General features: G+C 70.0%; 16 protein-coding genes and 2 pseudogenes. 6 read left to right on the top strand and 12 right to left on the bottom strand.

The window, feature by feature from the left end; genetic code table 11:
• Both I0Q12_RS32150 and I0Q12_RS06595 read right to left on the bottom strand, forming a co-directional pair.
• A partial coding sequence (locus tag I0Q12_RS32150) for a hydrogenase/urease maturation nickel metallochaperone HypA (RefSeq protein WP_231610140.1) occupies positions 1-206 on the bottom strand: 206 nt, incomplete at its 3' end.
• A 71-nt stretch (positions 207-277) separates the two neighbouring features.
• Positions 278-640, bottom strand: coding sequence for a metalloregulator ArsR/SmtB family transcription factor (locus I0Q12_RS06595; protein ID WP_248675172.1), 363 nt, complete (start codon positions 638-640; stop codon positions 278-280).
• A 22-nt stretch (positions 641-662) separates the two neighbouring features.
• On the opposite strand from I0Q12_RS06595, the gene I0Q12_RS06590 reads away from it, so the two are divergent.
• On the top strand, positions 663-1,736 hold the full coding sequence (locus tag I0Q12_RS06590) for an alanine racemase (RefSeq protein ID WP_197251181.1): 1,074 nt from the start codon (positions 663-665) through the stop codon (positions 1,734-1,736).
• A 6-nt stretch (positions 1,737-1,742) separates the two neighbouring features.
• Here I0Q12_RS06590 and I0Q12_RS06585 read toward each other — a convergent pair whose 3' ends face one another.
• From I0Q12_RS06585 to I0Q12_RS06575, 3 genes are read right to left on the bottom strand one after another with little or no spacing between them, the layout of a single operon-like run.
• Positions 1,743-2,195 carry a MaoC family dehydratase gene (locus tag I0Q12_RS06585; RefSeq protein ID WP_197251180.1) on the bottom strand — a complete coding sequence of 151 codons (453 nt, stop codon included), beginning with the start codon at positions 2,193-2,195 and terminating at the stop codon, positions 1,743-1,745.
• Between the two features lie 35 nt (positions 2,196-2,230).
• The gene (locus tag I0Q12_RS06580) at positions 2,231-2,977 is read right to left on the bottom strand and encodes a GntR family transcriptional regulator (RefSeq protein WP_197251179.1); all 747 of its coding nucleotides are present in this window, start codon (positions 2,975-2,977) and stop codon (positions 2,231-2,233) included.
• 31 nt (positions 2,978-3,008) lie between these two features.
• A complete protein-coding gene (locus I0Q12_RS06575; protein ID WP_197251178.1) occupies positions 3,009-4,163 on the bottom strand; it encodes an acyl-CoA dehydrogenase family protein in 1,155 nt (384 codons plus the stop codon).
• Positions 4,164-4,393: 230 nt separating this feature from the next.
• Between I0Q12_RS06575 and I0Q12_RS06570 the strand changes: the two genes are divergently transcribed.
• Both I0Q12_RS06570 and I0Q12_RS06565 read left to right on the top strand, forming a co-directional pair.
• Positions 4,394-5,242: a CoA ester lyase gene (locus I0Q12_RS06570; protein WP_307846072.1), complete on the top strand. Its 849-nt coding sequence runs from the start codon at positions 4,394-4,396 to the stop codon at positions 5,240-5,242.
• 1 nt (position 5,243) lies between these two features.
• Positions 5,244-6,278, top strand: a complete 1,035-nt coding sequence (locus I0Q12_RS06565) for a MaoC family dehydratase (protein WP_197251176.1) — start codon at positions 5,244-5,246, stop codon at positions 6,276-6,278.
• Between the two features lie 78 nt (positions 6,279-6,356).
• On the opposite strand, the gene I0Q12_RS06560 is transcribed toward I0Q12_RS06565, so the two are convergent.
• The gene (locus I0Q12_RS06560; protein ID WP_197251175.1) at positions 6,357-7,445 is read right to left on the bottom strand and encodes an enoyl-CoA hydratase/isomerase family protein; all 1,089 of its coding nucleotides are present in this window, start codon (positions 7,443-7,445) and stop codon (positions 6,357-6,359) included.
• An 87-nt stretch (positions 7,446-7,532) separates the two neighbouring features.
• Between I0Q12_RS06560 and I0Q12_RS06555 the strand changes: the two genes are divergently transcribed.
• A complete protein-coding gene (locus tag I0Q12_RS06555; RefSeq protein ID WP_197251174.1) occupies positions 7,533-8,756 on the top strand; it encodes a CoA transferase in 1,224 nt (407 codons plus the stop codon).
• A complete protein-coding gene (locus tag I0Q12_RS06550) occupies positions 8,753-10,147 on the top strand; it encodes an amidohydrolase family protein (protein ID WP_197251173.1) in 1,395 nt (464 codons plus the stop codon). Before I0Q12_RS06555 ends, I0Q12_RS06550 begins: the two co-directional genes overlap by 4 nt.
• A gap of 50 nt (positions 10,148-10,197) precedes the next feature.
• Here the strand turns inward: I0Q12_RS06550 and I0Q12_RS06545 are convergent, their stop codons facing one another.
• Genes I0Q12_RS06545 through I0Q12_RS06535 form a run of 3 tightly spaced genes read right to left on the bottom strand, consistent with a single transcriptional unit; the run spans position 10,198 to position 14,020 of the window.
• Positions 10,198-11,259, bottom strand: a complete 1,062-nt coding sequence (locus tag I0Q12_RS06545) for a 2-oxoacid:ferredoxin oxidoreductase subunit beta (RefSeq protein ID WP_197251172.1) — start codon at positions 11,257-11,259, stop codon at positions 10,198-10,200.
• Complete coding sequence (locus tag I0Q12_RS06540; RefSeq protein WP_197251171.1) at positions 11,256-13,217, bottom strand: 2-oxoacid:acceptor oxidoreductase subunit alpha; 1,962 nt, start codon at positions 13,215-13,217, stop codon at positions 11,256-11,258. Before I0Q12_RS06540 ends, I0Q12_RS06545 begins: the two co-directional genes overlap by 4 nt.
• Positions 13,218-13,276: 59 nt before the next feature.
• The gene (locus I0Q12_RS06535; protein ID WP_197251170.1) at positions 13,277-14,020 is read right to left on the bottom strand and encodes a dienelactone hydrolase family protein; all 744 of its coding nucleotides are present in this window, start codon (positions 14,018-14,020) and stop codon (positions 13,277-13,279) included.
• Positions 14,021-14,145: 125 nt separating this feature from the next.
• On the opposite strand from I0Q12_RS06535, the gene I0Q12_RS06530 reads away from it, so the two are divergent.
• A complete protein-coding gene (locus I0Q12_RS06530) occupies positions 14,146-14,835 on the top strand; it encodes an SDR family NAD(P)-dependent oxidoreductase (RefSeq protein WP_197251169.1) in 690 nt (229 codons plus the stop codon).
• Between the two features lie 2 nt (positions 14,836-14,837).
• On the opposite strand, the pseudogene I0Q12_RS06525 reads toward I0Q12_RS06530, so the two are convergent.
• From I0Q12_RS06525 to I0Q12_RS06515, 3 genes and pseudogenes are all read right to left on the bottom strand, one after another.
• A pseudogene (locus tag I0Q12_RS06525) lies at positions 14,838-15,569 on the bottom strand (IclR family transcriptional regulator).
• A 210-nt stretch (positions 15,570-15,779) separates the two neighbouring features.
• Entirely contained in the window at positions 15,780-16,046 is a 267-nt protein-coding gene (locus I0Q12_RS06520; protein WP_197251168.1) for a WhiB family transcriptional regulator, read from the bottom strand.
• 8 nt (positions 16,047-16,054) lie between these two features.
• A pseudogene (locus I0Q12_RS06515) lies at positions 16,055-16,480 on the bottom strand (acetyl-CoA C-acyltransferase); the annotation flags it as partial.

Here is a 16,480-nt window from a genome sequence, read left to right as displayed (position 1 = left end):
TGTCCGACGCCGTCCGGCGTCTCCAGATCCAGCCGCGCGCCCTCCGCGGCGGTGCCGGTCGCCGCCAATTCGAAGCAGAAGTACATCGAGTCCGGAACCACCGCACACAAAGCCCCGACGACCATGCGCACGCTACGGACGCGCCGCCCGCCGGCGCGTTCGCACACCGTCTCGACCACATCCTGCGCGATCGACAGTTCGTGCATACGACCTCGCTCCGCCTGCTTCACAGGCTCGTATCCACGATAAGCCGCGCTCGCCGACCCCGATGGCGGAATCAGTCGTTCTCGTGGGAGTGCGCGGCGTGCTGGTGCGTCGCACCGATCGAATGCAGCATCTCGTGCACCGTGTCGTCGACGAGCCGATACCGCACGGCCCGGCCGTCCCGTGTCGCCGAGACCCATCCGCGGTCGCGCAGCAACCTCAGCGCGTGCGAAACGGCGGTGCCGGTCATACCGAGCGCAGTCGCGAGATCGGTGACGCGGATACCGGGCGCGTGGTGCAGGCACAGCAGCATCCGCAGACGATTGACGTCGGAGAGCAGTTCGAACCGTTGCGCCCACCGCTCGATGTCCGGGGTCCGCAGTGCCGCTTCCGCACGTCGGACGTCATCGGGATCGAACACGGGCCGGCTTTCCACGGGCCGAGTGTACGGTGCGCGCATGACCTTGTTCGATGCCGTCACCGCCACCCCGGCGCTCCTCGTCGACCGCGACGTACTCGACCGCAACATCGAACGGATGGCCGAATCCGCACGGACCCGGGGCGTGACGCTGCGCCCGCATGCGAAGACCCACAAGAGCCCCGACATCGCGCGACTCCAGATCGCCGCCGGCGCGGCCGGATTGACGGTCGCGACGGTGTCCGAGGCGGAGGTGTTCGCCGATCACGGCTTCGGCGACCTGTTCGTTGCGTATCCGCTGTGGGTCGATGCCGCCCGCGGCGCGCGGCTCGCGGCGCTCGCGGAGCGTACGCGTGTCACGGTCGGAGTCGATTCGGTGGAGGGGGCGCGGGCGCTCGCGACGCACGCGGGCACCGCGATCGAGGTTCTCGTGGAGGTCGACAGCGGCCACCACCGCACCGGCGTGGCACCCGGGCACGCCGGTGCGGTGGCGGCTGCGGCAACCGCGGCGGGACTGACCGTCGCGGGGGTCTTCACCTTTCCCGGTCACTCGTACGGACCGGGCCGGCCCGGCGCCGCAGCGGCCGAGGAATCCGCAGCCCTGCGAACAGCCGCGGACTCGCTGCGCGGCGCCGGGATCGAACCGGGAATCGTCAGCGGGGGCTCGACTCCCACCGCCTACCTGGACACGGCCGCGACCGAGCTACGGCCCGGCGTGTACGTCTTCGGCGACGCCCAGCAGCTCGAGCTCGGCACGGTCACCGAGGAAGAGGTGGCGCTCACCGTCCTCGCAACCGTCGTCTCCGCACGTGACGGTGTCGTCGTGCTCGACGCGGGGAGCAAGTCGCTCGGCGCAGATCGGGCGCCGTGGGCCACCGGGTACGGCCTGATCCTCGGGGTTCCGGACGCACGGATCACCGCCCTGTCGGAACACCATGCGACGGTCGCGTGGCCGGCCGGCCCCGATGTGCCGCGCCCCGATCTCGGGGCGCGGCTACGGGTGATCCCGAATCACGTGTGCAACGCCGTGAGCCTGGCGGACGAGCTCATCGTCACCCGCGGCCGCGAGGTCGTCGACCGCTGGCCGGTCAGCGCCCGCGGCTGCACCGTCTGATCGGGCTCACTCGACGAGAACGGCGACCGTCTCGGCGATCAGCGCCGGCTTGTCGCCACCCTCGACCTCGACGGTGTAGGACAGGACCAGGTTCGCGCCCTTGGGGGTGCGGTCGACGGACTTGACCGTGGCACCGGCGCGGACCTTCGAGCCCACCGGCACCGGCGCGGGGAAGCGCACCTTGTTGGACCCGTAGTTGACACGCATCTTCAGGCCTTCGACGGTGAAGATCTGCGAGCCGAGGACCGGCAGAAGCGACAGCGTGAGGTAGCCGTGGGCGATCGTCGTCCCGTACGGGCCGGACGCGGCACGCTCGGGATCGACGTGGATCCACTGGTGGTCGCCGGTGGCGTCGGCGAACGTGTTCACGCGCTCCTGCGTGATCTCGAGCCAATCACTGTAGCCGAGGTGCTCGCCGACAGCGGCTTCGATCTCGGCGATGCCCTGGAATACGCGCATGTTCTGGACTCCTGTGTGGTCGGGGCCGGCGGTCGTCAGTGCTCGGCTCGTGTGAGGGTGACTCGATAGGTGTAGTGCTCGGGCAGAAAGTAGCTGACCGACAGTTCGGTCGGCGTGCCCTCCGTGTCGGAGTAGAGGCGATCCACCCGCAACATCGGATGGCCCACCTCGCAGCCCAGCTCCGAAGCGACCTCGGCGGTCGCCGGGGCCACGGTGATCGACTGTGCGGCCCGGACGATCGGATGCGGCAGGTGCGGCTCGAGCAGACCGATGAGTGTGACCTTGCTCGACGCACCCGCCGCCAGTTCCGGCGCGTCCTGCACGTACGCGGCGATCGGACCCGGCAGCCAGATGGTGGTGTGGACGAACGGCACGCCGTCGTGCAGACGGCGGAACGTCACCGAATGGAGCAGGTCCGTGTCGAGGCGCAACCGGCTGGCCGCCTCGATGTCGACCTTGCGGTGCAGCGGGGTGACGATCTCCATCGTCGTGTCCGCGGACAGCGCGAGCAGGTCCTCGATCGAACCGTGCGGACGCCCGTACCGGCGCCCGGGTTCGTTGGCGAACGTGCCGCGTCCGGGAACCCGGTACACGACGCCGTCGGCCACGAGGTCCTGGAAGGCCCGGCGCACCGTCTGCCGGCTCACGCCGTGCTGCTGCGCGAGTTCGGCCTCTGTGGGCAGCCGGACCCCGTCCCGGTACCGACCGGATTCGACGGCCTCGCGCAACTGCCGTGACAGCTGCGCGTACGCCGGCTCCGATTCTCGTTCCCTACCGCTCATGACGCGGGGATCCTACCGATCCGGGATCGTGTCAGATTCCGCCGCGGGCCACGAGCTGGCTCGCGATGACGTTGCGCTGGATCTCGTTGGTGCCTTCACCGACGATCATCAGCGGCGCGTCGCGGAAGTAGCGTTCGACGTCGTACTCGGTGGAGTAGCCGTAGCCGCCGTGGATGCGGACCGCGTTCAGGGCGATCTCCATGGCGACCTCCGAGCAGTACAGCTTCGCCATGCCCGCTTCCATGTCGCACCGCTCGCCGCTGTCGTACCGCTCGGCGGCGTAGCGGGCCAGCTGCCGCGCGGCGGTCAGCTTGGTGGCCATCTCGGCGAGGTAGTTGCCGATGGACTGGTGCTTCCAGATGGGCTGGCCGAAGCTCTCGCGCTGCTGCGCGTACGCCAGCGAATCCTCGAGCGCCGCGGTGGCGACACCGAGGGCGCGCGACGCGACCTGCAGGCGACCGGTCTCGAGGCCCTTCATCATGTGGGCGAAGCCCTTGCCGGGCTCGCCACCGAGGATGGCGTCGGCGGAGATCCGGTAGTTGTCGAAGCTCAGCTCGCAGCTCTCGACACCCTTGTAACCGAGCTTCGGCAGGTCACGCGAGACGGTCAGGCCCGGTCCGTGCTCGACGAGCACCACGGAGATGCCCTTGTGGCGCGGCGTGGCCGCCGGGTCGGTCTTGCACAGCAGCGCGATCAGGCCGGAGCGGCGGGCGTTGGTGATCCACGTCTTCGCGCCGTTGATGACCAGGTCGTCGCCGTCGCGCTTGGCGGTGGTGGTCATGGCCTGCAGGTCGGAGCCGCCGCCGGGCTCGGTCAGCGCCATCGTCGCCCGGATCTCACCGGTGGCCAGCTTCGGCAGGTACTTGCGCTTCTGCTCCTCGGTGCCGAACAGGGTCAGCAGCTTGGCGACGACCGTGTGGCCGCCCATGGCACCCGACAGGGACATCCAGCCGCGGGCGAGTTCCTCGGTGACCTGCACGTAGCAGGGCATCGACACCGGCGAGCCGCCGTATTCCTCCGGGACCGCCAGACCGTAGATCCCGATCTGCTTCATCTGCTCGATCCACTTCTCGGGGTACTCGTTGGCGTGCTCGACCTCCTGCACCGTCGGCTTGACCTCGCGGTCGATGAAGTCGCGGACGGTCTTGACCAGGAAGGCCTCTTCGTCGTTCAGGTTGTAGCTCACGCAGGTGACCCTTCGGTTTCGGAGCGGGCCACGCGGACCCGAAACTTTGTACGGCCATTTTGTGTAGTACGGCATGCCATTGTCAATGGAGGTTTCGACGAGCATCCACTTTGTTTCGAGAGTTTTCGGTGATAGGACCCGCTGCGCCTACCTATGGGGTGGCGCAACCCCACACAATGGCCGTACATTTAGCGCCGTTCCTGCCGCTCCGACTCTCCATGAGGTTCTCCGTGACTCCCGAGCAACACGTCCGCAGGCGAGCGGTGCTCGTCGCACCCGGTTCCGACGAACGCAAGGCGTCCAAGGCTCTCGCCTCCGCCGCCGACGAAGTCGTCCTCGACCTCGAGGACGCCGTCACCCCCGCGCAGAAGGACGCCGCCCGCGACCTCGTCGCCCCCCTGGTCCGCGAGCACGGCAGCCGGCGCACGGTGTCGGTGCGCATCAACGGACGCGGCACCCCCTGGTTCGAGGACGACCTGCGGGCGTGCGCCGAACTCGGCGATGCCCTCGCCTCGATCGTGATCCCCAAGGTGGAGAGCGCGGCGGACCTCGCCGAGGCCGATCGCATCCTCGGCTCGTCGAACGCCGTCGTCCAGGCGCTCATCGAGACACCCGCGGGTGTGCAGCGCATCGACGAGATCGTCTGTGGTGCGCGCGTGGCGGGTGTCATCATCGGATACGCCGATCTCGGTGCCGCCCTGGGCCGTTCCCGCACCGCCGCCCCCGAGCACTGGATCTACGTGCAGGATCGGGTGCTGCACGCCGCCCGCGCCGCGGGTGTGCAGGCCGTCGACGGACCGTTCCTCGGCATCGCCGACGACGACGCCTTCCGTCACTCGGCACGCTGGGTCGCCGATCTCGGTTTCGACGGCAAGTGGGTCATCCATCCGGCCCAGATCGATTCCGCTGCAGCAGCATTCACCCCCACCGACGACCAGGTCGAGGCGGCCCGCAAGGTCCTGGCCGCACTGGAGGAGGCCGAGGCGCGCGGAGCCGGAGCCGCCCAGCTCGACGGACAGATGCTCGACGAAGCCGTCGCCGTCGCCGCCCGCCGCACCCTGACGAAGATCGGAGCCTGAGATGACCACTCCCGCAACCGAAGCCACCCACGTCGGCGGACCCTACTTCGACGACCTGACGGTCGGCCAGGTGTTCGACACCGCCCCCGCCGTCACCATCACCGACGGCCTCGCCGCGACCCACCAGGCGATCCTCGGCGACCGCCTGCGCCTGGCGCTCGACACACACCTGTCGACCGCGGTCGCCGCGGGCCCGATCGCGCACGCCGGCCTGGTCACCGATCTCGCGATCGGCCAGTCCACGCTCGCCACCCACCACGTCAAGGCCAACCTGTTCTACCGGGGCCTGCGCTTCCACCGGTTCCCGCGCATCGGCGACACCCTGTACACGACGACCGAGGTCGTCGGACTCAAGAGCAATTCGGTCAAGCCGGGACGCGCCGCGACCGGATTGGCGGCACTGCGGATGAACACCGTCGACCAGCAGGGCCGCACCGTGCTCGACTTCTACCGCTGCGCGATGCTGCCGCTGAACCCGGCGACCGACCCGGCGACCGCGACCCGCACCGACGACCTGTCGTCGATCGGCCCGCAGGACGAACCCGAGTGGGCCGCACCGGCCGACTGGAACCTCGCCGAGTACCGCGATCGCGTTCCCGGAACGCATTTCGACCCGTCGCTCGCCGGCGCGGTCCTGCGGTCGAGCGGCGACGTGGTTTCCAGCGCACCGGAACTCGCGCGGCTGACGCTCAACATCGCCGCGACCCATCACGACGAGCGAGTCGGCGCCGCCGGCCGCCTCGTGTACGGCGGGCACACGATCGGTCTCGCGCTCTCGCAGGCCACCCGCGCGCTGCCGAATCTCGTGACGGTGCTCGGCTGGCAGTCCTGCGACCACACCGGTCCCGTGCACGAGGGCGACACGCTCACCAGCGACCTGCACGTCGAGTCCGCGACTCCCCTGCCCGACGGCGGCGGTGTACTGAAGCTGCGCTCGCTGGTGTTCGCGCACCGCGGCGGTGCCGCGAATGGGAACAGCGGCGAAGCGGACCCGACGCCGGTGCTGGACTGGAAGTTCACCGCCCTGATGGCCTGAGTGCTGTTTCCGTTCAATCGAAACCGGCGTTGTGCGCGATTCTCACGTGAGCTTCGCACACGACGCCGGTTTCGTTTACTATCCGCCCGCGATCTCGTCGATCAATCCCCACGACAACGCCCGCTCGGCACCGAGCGCGACGGCGGTGACGAACAGGTGCAGGGCGCGCCAGCGACCGATCCGCCGCGGCACGCTCACGGTCCCGCCCGCCCCCGGGATCAGACCCATCGAGACCTCGGGCAACCGGAACACCGTGTCGGGCGCGGCGACGATGTGACCGGCGAACGCCGGAATCTCGATGCCCGCGCCGACGCAGTGACCGTGCACCCGTACCTCGGTGAGGTCCCGCAGGCGCGCGACCAGGCGACCGGCACCGCCGCGGGTGCGGATCAGGTGCGCGACGGCGGTGTCCGGGGTGCGGCCGAATTCGTCGAGGTCACCACCCGCGCAGAACGACGGTCCGGCACCGTCGAGGACGACCCGGCCGATGCTGTCGTCGAGCAACGCGACGCCCAGCGCCTCGACGAGAGCATCCCGCAACTGCGTGCCGTAGGCATTGCGGCGTTCGGGACGGTTCAGGGTGATGTGCAGCGTGTCGTCGTCGCGGGCGATCAGCACCGGTTCCTGCGGGGCCGGTGGCGGCAGCGGACGCGGGCCGCGCTCGTCGAGCCACCGGTGGAACTCGGGGCCGCCCTGCAGTGTCGAATAGCCGAGCGACTCGACGTCGATCGCGGCGGGCACCGGAAGCGTCTCGGCGGCACGCAACACCTGACCGGCCGTCAGCGCGGCATAGGGGTTCCAGGTGACGGCCGCGACGAACCCGGCGATCGCGTCGTCGAGGTCGCCGGACCCCACCACCGTCCGCTCGCGCGGGTCGGGACCCGCGACGTAGGTGAGGTCGAGGGCATCGAGCAGCAGGCCCAGTTCCGGAGCGTCCTCGATGTCGCCTCCCCCGAACCGGCCGACGAGCAGGCGGTCGCAGTCGCGGGCACGGTCGGCGGCGACGGGAAGCAGGTCGTCGGGCGCACCGTCCAGATCGACGACCAGCACGGGTGCGTCGAGCACCCCGCCGCCGGTGAGCAGAGGTGTGTGGGCCGCGCCGGCGGCGAGATCCGCCACCCCGATCGTGCGCACCTCGGTCTTGCCCAGTGACGCGTCGACGTTCATCCGTTCACCATTCGTTCCGCCTCGAGGTCGTCACCGCCCGAAGGCGGTCCCATCGGCCCCATCCCGGGGCAATGTAACATCGGCCACGTGTCGACCGGTCCGAGCCTTGATCCCGTCGAGGACTGGGCCGAGAGCGGAATCGCCGCCCTGACCGGTTTTCTCGACGGTCCCCCGCTGATCCCACCCGGGCGTGCCGCGACCCGGGCACGGGAACTGTCCGACTTCGTCGCGGCCGCGTCCTCCGGGGCGGTCCGGCTCGACGGCGCCCGATTGCTCTCCGAGCGCGCCGCGTTCACCGGTCACCGCAGGTCCGGGGCGGTGTCTGCGGGCGGATCGTGCCGGCTGCTGCCGACCGCCGACGGGTGGGCGGCTGTCTCGTGCGCCCGCCCCGACGATCCGATACTCCTCGGCGCGCTGGTGTGCGCCGAGATCGACGACGATCCGTGGCCGGTCGTCGGCCGGTGGTTGCGCGAGCACACCGGCGCCGAACTGGCCGAACGCGCCGAACTGCTGGGCGTCGCCGCCGGGCCCGTCGCCGCGCCGATCGCGGTTCCGCCGGTGCCGGCCGCGCCGCGATCGGTCGAGGGTCTGCTCGTCGTCGACTTCAGTGCGCTGTGGGCCGGGCCGCTGTGCGCTCATCTGCTGGGGCTGGCCGGCGCCCGCGTGGTGAAGGTGGAGACACCGTGGCGGCCCGACGGTGCGCGGCGCGGCAATCCCGACTTCTACCGGTTGCTGCACGCCGGCCACGAGTCGGTGGTGCTCGATCCGAACGTGCCCGCCGAACGCGACGCGCTGCACAGCCTGGTCGCGGCGGCGGACATCGTGATCGAAGCGTCCCGGCCGCGCGCGCTCGCCGGATTCGGCCTCGACGCGGACGCATTCGTCGCCGACGGGGGAACCTGGATGTCGATCACCGCACACGGCCGCGGCAGCAACCGCGTCGGTTTCGGTGACGACGTCGCCGCGTCCGCAGGCCTGGTCGGATACGACCGTGGCACACCGGTGTTCGTCGGCGACGCGATCGCCGATCCCCTGACCGGACTGACCGCGGCGGCGCTCGCGATGTCGGCACCGAACGGGGATCGCGGGCACCTGTGGGACGTTGCGATGTCCGCGGTCGTCGCCGCCACGCTCACCGACTCCGAATCCGTTGTACCGCAGACATATCGGTCCGGAGATCGGTGGTGGGTGGACACCACGAACGGCGCCGTCGCGGTCGCCGAACCGGCACCGCGCACACCGTCGGGTCTCGCGCCGGAATCGGGGCGCGACACCGACAAGGTGCTGTCCGAGTTGAAGATCCGGCGATGAACACGCTGCTGGTTCGCGATGTCGAGGTCGCGGGACGGCCCGGTGTCGACGTGCTGATCCGGGCCGGGGTGATCGTCGCGGTCGGTCCCGGGCTCGACGTGCCGGGTACTGCCGAGGTGCTCGACGGTCGCGGCGGGGCCCTGATTCCCGGCCTGCACGACCACCACCTGCACCTGCACGCCGCTGCCGCACAACGAATGTCGGTGCGGTGCGGTCCGCCGCACGTGCGCTCGGCCGGCGACCTCACCGATGCTCTCGCCGCCGCGCCGGGCGACGACTGGATCCGCGGCGTCGGCTACATCGAGTCGGTGGCGGGACTGCTGGACTCGGCGGGCTTGGACCGGATCCACGCCACCCGGCCGGTGCGGATCCAGCACCGCAGCGGCGCGATGTGGGTGCTGAACACGGCCGCCGCCGCGCGGGTCCGGCTCGACAATGCGGATCATCCGGGGGTGGAACGCGACGAACGGGGGCGGCCCACCGGCCGGGTGTGGCGCGCGGATGACTGGCTGCGCGACCGACTGCCCGCGACCGCGCCGCCAGCCTTGGACGCCGTCGGCGCCGACCTGACGAGATTCGGGATCACGGGGATCACCGACGCCACCCCGGATCTGTCGGAGAGTTCGCTGGACGCATTGGTCGACGCCCACCTCCGCGGGATCGTGCCCCAGCGGATGCGCCTGCTCGGAGTACCGCTCCACCACGAATCATCCTGGTGCACATACTCCCTGAGCTCCGGTCCCTACAAGATCGTGCTCGCGGACTCGGGGCTACCCGAACTCGACGACCTGGTCGCGACGATCCGCCGCGTGCACGAGGCCGGACGGGCGATCGCCGCGCACTGCGTCACCCGCGAGGCACTGCTCATCCTGCTCGTCGCCCTCGACGAGGCCGGCACCCGCCCCGGCGACCGCATCGAGCACGGTGCGTTGATCCCGGCCGAGACGATCGAGCAGCTCCGCCGGCGGGGCCTGACCGTCGTCACCCAGCCGGGTTTCCTGGCGCACCGCGGCGACGACTATCTGCACGACGTCGAACCGCGCGACCTACCGGACCTGTATCGGTGCCGGAGCCTCATCGACGGGCACGTCCCCACGGCGTTGTCCAGCGACGCCCCGTACGGCCCGCTCGACCCGTGGGAGGTGATCGCCGCCGCCGTCGACCGGCGCTGTCCCACCGGCGAGATCGTCGGGCCCGCAGAACGTATCGATTCGAGCGAGGCACTCGACCGGTACCTGGCACCGCTCGACGACCCCGGCGGCCCCGCCCGCACGATCCGCGTAGGCGCCGAAGCCGACCTGGTGCTGCTCGATCGCTCCCTCGCCGAGGTGTTGGCGTCACCGCAGGCGGACCGCGTGCGCGCCACCGTGATCCGCGGCGAAGTGCGCTGACGCGCCGGTGTGCCTTTGTGGCGCCCCCAGCCGCCACAAAGGCACACCGCTCACACGCTCCAGGTATTGGAACCGTTGAGCAGCGCCTGTAGATCCGCAGGCTTCTCCTGCCGCGCCTGTGCGATCTGGGCGCGCACCCCGTCGTCGTACGTGTCCCGCGCGACCGCGCGGAGAACCCCGGTGACGGTGTAGGTCAGATCGTGCGTCGACAGTCGCGTCAGCGCGTAGGCGTACTCGGGGTCGTCGGTGTGCGCGTCGTGGACGACGATGTCCTCGGGTGCGGTCTCCGCGGTCGGCACCACCCGCAGCCCGAATCCGCTTCGTACCACGCACCATTGGTCGTCGACACCGAAGACGATGGGCTTGCCGTGCACGACGGGGACGAGCCGATGCTCCGCGCCGTCCTTGCGCAGGGCGTCGAACGAACCGTCGTTGAAGATGGGGCAGTCCTGGAGGATCTGGACGAACGCGGTGCCGCGGTGCCGCGCCGCGGCCAGCAGCACCTCGGTCAGACCCGCCCGGTCGGAATCGAGGGCGCGCGCGACGAACGTGCCCTCCGCGCCGACCGCCAGCGACAGCGGGTTGAACGGCGCGTCGAGCGATCCCATCGGCGTCGACTTGGTGACCTTTCCCGTCTCGGAGGTCGGCGAGTACTGCCCCTTGGTCAGACCGTAGATCCTGTTGTCGAACATGAGAATTCGCATGTTCACATTGCGGCGGAGGGCGTGGATGAGATGGTTGCCGCCGATCGAGAGGCTGTCGCCGTCGCCGGTGACGACCCACACCGACAGGTCCGGCCGGCTCACCGCCAGGCCGGTCGCCAGGGTCGGGGCGCGGCCGTGGATCGAGTGCACACCGTACGTGTCGAGGTAGTACGGGAAGCGGGAGGAGCAGCCGATACCCGAGACGAACACGACGTTCTCCCGCTTGATGCCCAGTTGCGGCAGCACCGACCGGACTGTCGCGAGGATGACGTAGTCACCGCACCCGGGGCACCAACGCACTTCCTGCGAAGACGTGTAGTCCTTCGCCTTCTGCGGTTCGTCGGTGTGCGGCACGTGCGCGTGCGCCGTCAACCCGAGGTCGGCGCCGACTCGCATCCCACCGGTCATGCCCGCTCCCCCTTCTTCACGACGGCCGCGACCGCGGCCCGGGTCTTCGCGTCCTCCGTGGCGGCGAGGGTGCCGGCGACCTCCGCGAGCAGCGCGTCGTGCAGTTCGTCGGCCCGGAAGGCCATGCCGGACACCTTCGTCACGGGCTGGATGTCCGCGTCGAACCGGGCGCGCAGCAGCAGCGACAACTGGCCGAGGTTCATCTCGGGCACCAGCACCCGGCGGTACCGGCCGAGAACCTCACCGAGATTCGCGGGCATCGGATTCAGATGCCGCAGGTGCGCCCGCGCGATCGCGTGCCCACCGCGTCGCATCCGGCGCACCGCCTCACCGATCGGGCCGAACGACGAACCCCAGCCGAGGACGAGGACGGTCGCGTCACCGGTCGGGTCGTCCACGTCGAGGTCGGGCACGGTGATCCCGGCGATCCGGGCCGCGCGCACCCGCGTCATGAGTTCGTGGTTGGTGTGGTGGTACGAGATGTCGCCGGTGCCGTTGGCCTTCTCGAGTCCGCCGATGCGGTGTTCGAGACCGGCCGTCCCCGGGATCGCCCAGTCCCGGGCCAGCGTGTCCGGGTCCCGCGCATACGGCAGGTGGGCGCCCTCGCCGTTCGCACGCGCGAGGTCCGGTTCGATGGCGGGCAGCGTCGCGACGTCGGGGATCCGCCACGGTTCGGAACCGTTGGCGATCGCGCCGTCGGACAGCAACATCACCGGGGTGCGGTAGGTGACGGCGATCCGCGCGGCCTCGAGCGCCGCGTCGAAACAGTCGGCCGGGGACTGCGGCGCGACGATCGCGACCGGGGATTCGCCGTTGCGGCCGAACATGGCCTGCAGCAGGTCGGCCTGTTCGGTCTTGGTGGGCAGGCCCGTCGACGGGCCACCACGCTGGACGTCGACGACGATCAGCGGCAGTTCCGTCATCACCGCCAGTCCGATCGCCTCGGATTTCAGGGCGACACCGGGACCGGACGTGCTGGTGACGCCGAGCGCACCGCCGTAGGACGCGCCGAGCGCGGCGCCGATCCCGGCGATCTCGTCCTCCGCCTGGAAGGTGACCACGCCGAAGTGCTTGAGTTTGCTCAGTTCGTGCAGGATGTCCGACGCCGGGGTGATCGGGTAGGTGCCGAGGAACACGTCCATCCCGGCCGTCCGCCCGGCCGCGACCAGCCCGTACGCGAGCGCGGTGTTGCCGGTGATCTGCCGATAGGTCCCGGACGGCAGGGCCGCCGCTGCGATCTCGAATCGCGAGGCGAACGATTCGGTGGTTTCCCCGTAGTTCCAGCCGGCGCGCAATGCCAGGATGTTCGCCTGCGCGACGTCGGGCCGGGCCGCGAACTTCCGGTCGAGGAATTCCTCGACCGGGGCGATCGGCCGTCCGTACATCCACGACAGCACGCCGAGCGCGAACATGTTCTTCGACCGCTGCGAGTCCTTCCGTCCGAGCCCGGCCGGTTCCACGGCACCGACGGTCAACGACGTCATCGGGATCGCGTGCACCTGGTACTGCTCGAATTCCGGGGTCGCGAGCGGGTCGGAGTCGTAGCCGACCTTCGCGAGGTTGCGCTTGGTGAACTCGTCGATGTCGACGATGAGGATTCCGCCGGCCGGCAGGTCCGCAATGTTCGATTTCAGCGCGGCCGGGTTCATCGCGACGAGCACGTCGGGGCGGTCGCCGGCGGTGAGGATGTCGTACTCGGCGATCTGGATCTGGAAGCTCGAGACACCGGGCAGCGTGCCCTGCGGAGCGCGGATCTCCGCAGGGAAGTTCGGTTGGGTGGCCAGGTCGTTGCCGAACGCGGCGGCTTCGGCGGTGAACCGGTCCCCGGCGAGCTGCATGCCGTCGCCGGAGTCGCCGGCGATGCGGATGACCACCTGTTCGAGGACGGTCACCTCATCGCTACGGTCGGGTTCCCCCACCACGCTGCGTCCTGCTGAACTCTGTACGTCCGAACTCATAGGCGAGTCTCACTTCCTTGTGTGACCGAACCTGCCGTGCGCACTCTCCATCGTCGTCCTCAGCCGGACGGACGCAACCTGCCCCGGTCGTCGCCCGTCGTCGTCGCGGCCGCGAACTCGAGAACCTGCGGCCAGGACACCGCATACGCTGCGGCGTTGACCGGGTTCGTGTGCCGGGCGCGCACGCTGAAACCGTGCTCGGCACCCGGATAAACGTGCATTACGGTCGCGCCCGACTCCCGGTTCTGCAAGGTCGTCTGCAACCGGGCGAACGTGTCCGGCGACATGATGGTGTCGGCGCCCGCGTGCAGCACCATCACCGGCGCGGCGATCCGCCCGGCGCTGTCGACGGCATCGACGGTCTGGTTCGGGGGCCTCTCGTCGTGGATCGACGGGTGGTAGGCGACGACGTTCGCCAGCCGGTCGTCGCGGCTGCCGAGGATCAGGGCGAGGCGTCCACCGAGGCACCAGCCGATCACACCGACCGACTCGAGTTCCAGTTCGCCGAACATGTGGTCGAGCAACGTGCGCATCTCGGCGACGCATGCCTCGTCGTCGAGGCCGTTCATCAGTTCGACGAGGCGTTCGCGCGGGGCGTCGTCGTCGCTGACCCCGTGGAACGGGTCCCACACGAGCGCGGTCAGTCCTGCTCCGGCGATGTCCTCGGCGTATTCGCGGACCTGCGCGCCGATGCCGGTGATCATGGGGAGAAGCAGCATCCCGCCGCGGCTGCGTCCGAGCGGGCGCGCGAAGAACGCCGACAATCCGCCGACAGTGATGCGTTCGGCCTCGATATCCTTCATGACCTCGAACGTACGTCACAGGTGCGCCCGTTGTGGGCATCTACACGCACAGCTGGGGCACTGCACTGCCCACCTGCCGGAACCCGCCGCGCGACTGTGACTTGCCATGCCCTAATCTGCCGACTATGACACGCACCACACTCATCACCGGTGGCACCGGCGGCCTGGGCTCCGCCGTGACCGCGCATCTGCTGGCGGCGGGCTGGCGGGTCGTCGTGCCGTGGCTCGTCAAGGAGGAGCTCGACCGCGTCCCCGAACACCCGAACCTGCACCTCATCGAGGCCGACCTGTCCGACGAGGCGCAGCTCGAAGCAGCCGTCGACCTCGCCGCCGATCCCGATGCCCCGCTGTTCGGTGTGGTCAACCTGGTCGGCGGCTTCGTGTCCGGTCAGCGTGTCCACGAGGCTCCGGTCGAGGTGCTCGACTCCCAGATCGACCTCAATCTGCGCACCACCTACGCGGTGACGCAGGCGGCGCTGCCGCATCTGATCCGCGGTGGCGGCGGCTCCGTGGTGTGCATCTCGGCGGCCACGACCAACAATCCGTTCACCGGCGCAGCCGCCTACATCGCGTCGAAGGCAGCGGTCGCGTCGCTCGTGCAGTCCCTCGCCGTCGAGTACCGGCCCGACCGAATCCGCGTCAATGCGCTGTTGCCCGGGGTCATCGACACCCCCGGCAACCGGGCCGCGATGCCCGACGCGGACACGACGCACTGGTCGAAGCCGGAGGACATCGCGAAGGTCATTTCGTTCCTGTTGTCCGACGAGAGCTCGGCGATCACGCGCGGACTGATCCCGGTGACCAGCCTCGGCTGAGCTCAGTCGGGCTGTTCGGACAGATGGGCGCGCCGCGCGAGGGTCGCACCGATACCGGCCGCGGCCGCGCGTACCGACGCGGCGTGCTGCTGCGGCCGGAACCCGGTCACCGGGCCGGTGACACTGATCGCGGCGACGGCACGTCCCTCCGATTCGAAGATCGGGGCGCCGACGCACACGATGCCCGGCGCGGACTCCTCGAACTCGTAGGACACGCCCTCGGCGATCACCCGGTCGAGCAGCTGCCGCAGCATGCCGGGGGTCGCGACGGTGCGCGGAGTGCGGCGCGGCAGCGGGCCGGTGAGCACCTGCGTCACCACCTCGGGTTCCGCCCACGCCAGCAGGGCACGCCCGATTGCGGTGCAGTACAAAGGCATCCGGCCGCCGACCCGAGACGGTGCATTTCGGGATCCGTGACGGCATGGAGGTCATCTACCTGACCAAGATCGGCGGCCACCGGCAGGTCGGCGCACCGTCTCGTGGGTGCGTTCGTACAGGTCCTCCATGAACGGGATCGCGACCTCGACGAGACTGCGCTCCACCGAGGCGCGCATCCCCAGTTCGAAGAGGTGGCGGCCGAGCCGGTACCCGGCCGGGGTGCGTTCGAGCAGCCGCACCCCGACGAGATCGGTGGCGATACGGTGCAGCGAAGCCTTCGGGATGCCGGTGCGGCGGGCGAGTTCGGCCAGGCTGACGCCGTGGTCGTCGATCGTGAAGGCGTGCAGCACGATCATGACCTTGCCGAGCACCGTGTTCCGGTCGAGGGCACCGTGCGCGCCGCCGGCACCGACCTCGTCCGTCCCGTTCTCAGCCACCCGCGTGCCTTCCACACTCTCTCCGCGCTCGCCTGCACTCGTCGCGTTTTTCGAGCGAACGTACCGTTCCGTCGGTCGAAGGAGCCGAACGGTACGTTCGCTCCGGTAACCCACAGTAACGGCGAGCGGTCACGCGGACAGTACGCGACCCAGCTTCCGCGCGCGGGCGTATGCGCGGCGCTCCGCGTACGTCATGCCGCCCCAGATGCCGTGCGTCTCGTCCGCCTGCAGCGCCGTCTCGCGGCATTCGGCGACCACCGCGCACGATCGGCAGATCGATTTGGCCGCGGCTTCGGCGCGCGCCGCCGCGAGCCGGCCGTCCTCCTTCTGCGGGAAGAACGTCGTGGTGTCCATGCCCCGGCAGCGTGCCCACAGGGTCCAGTCGCGGTCCGTCATCTCGTGTCCTATGCGGTGGTGATCGAGGCGGCCATGCCCTGGCCGCCGCCGATGCACATGGTCACCAGTGCTCGGCCGCCGCCACGGCGCTTCAGTTCGTGCAGGGCGGTCGCCGTCATGCGCACACCGGTCGCGCCGATCGGGTGGCCCAGCGAGATACCGGATCCGTTGACGTTGAGGCGGTCCCGGTCGTCCCAGCCCCATTCCTTCAGCACACCGAGAACCTGACAGGCGAACGCCTCGTTGAGTTCGACGAGATCGAAGTCGTCGAATCCGAGTCCGGTGCGGTCGAACAGCTTCCGGGTCGCCGCGACCGGGCCGAGACCCATGGTCGCGGGATCGCAGCCCGCGGCGGTCCAGCCCTCCAGGAATCCGATCGGCTCGAGCCCGTACTCGTCGAGCTTGTCCTCGGCGACGACGAGAAGAGCTGCGGC

The organism is Rhodococcus sp. CX (genome assembly GCF_015865005.1).
Classification (GTDB): Bacteria; Actinomycetota; Actinomycetes; order Mycobacteriales; family Mycobacteriaceae; genus Rhodococcus.
This window is presented reverse-complemented; position numbering and strand designations above follow the sequence as displayed.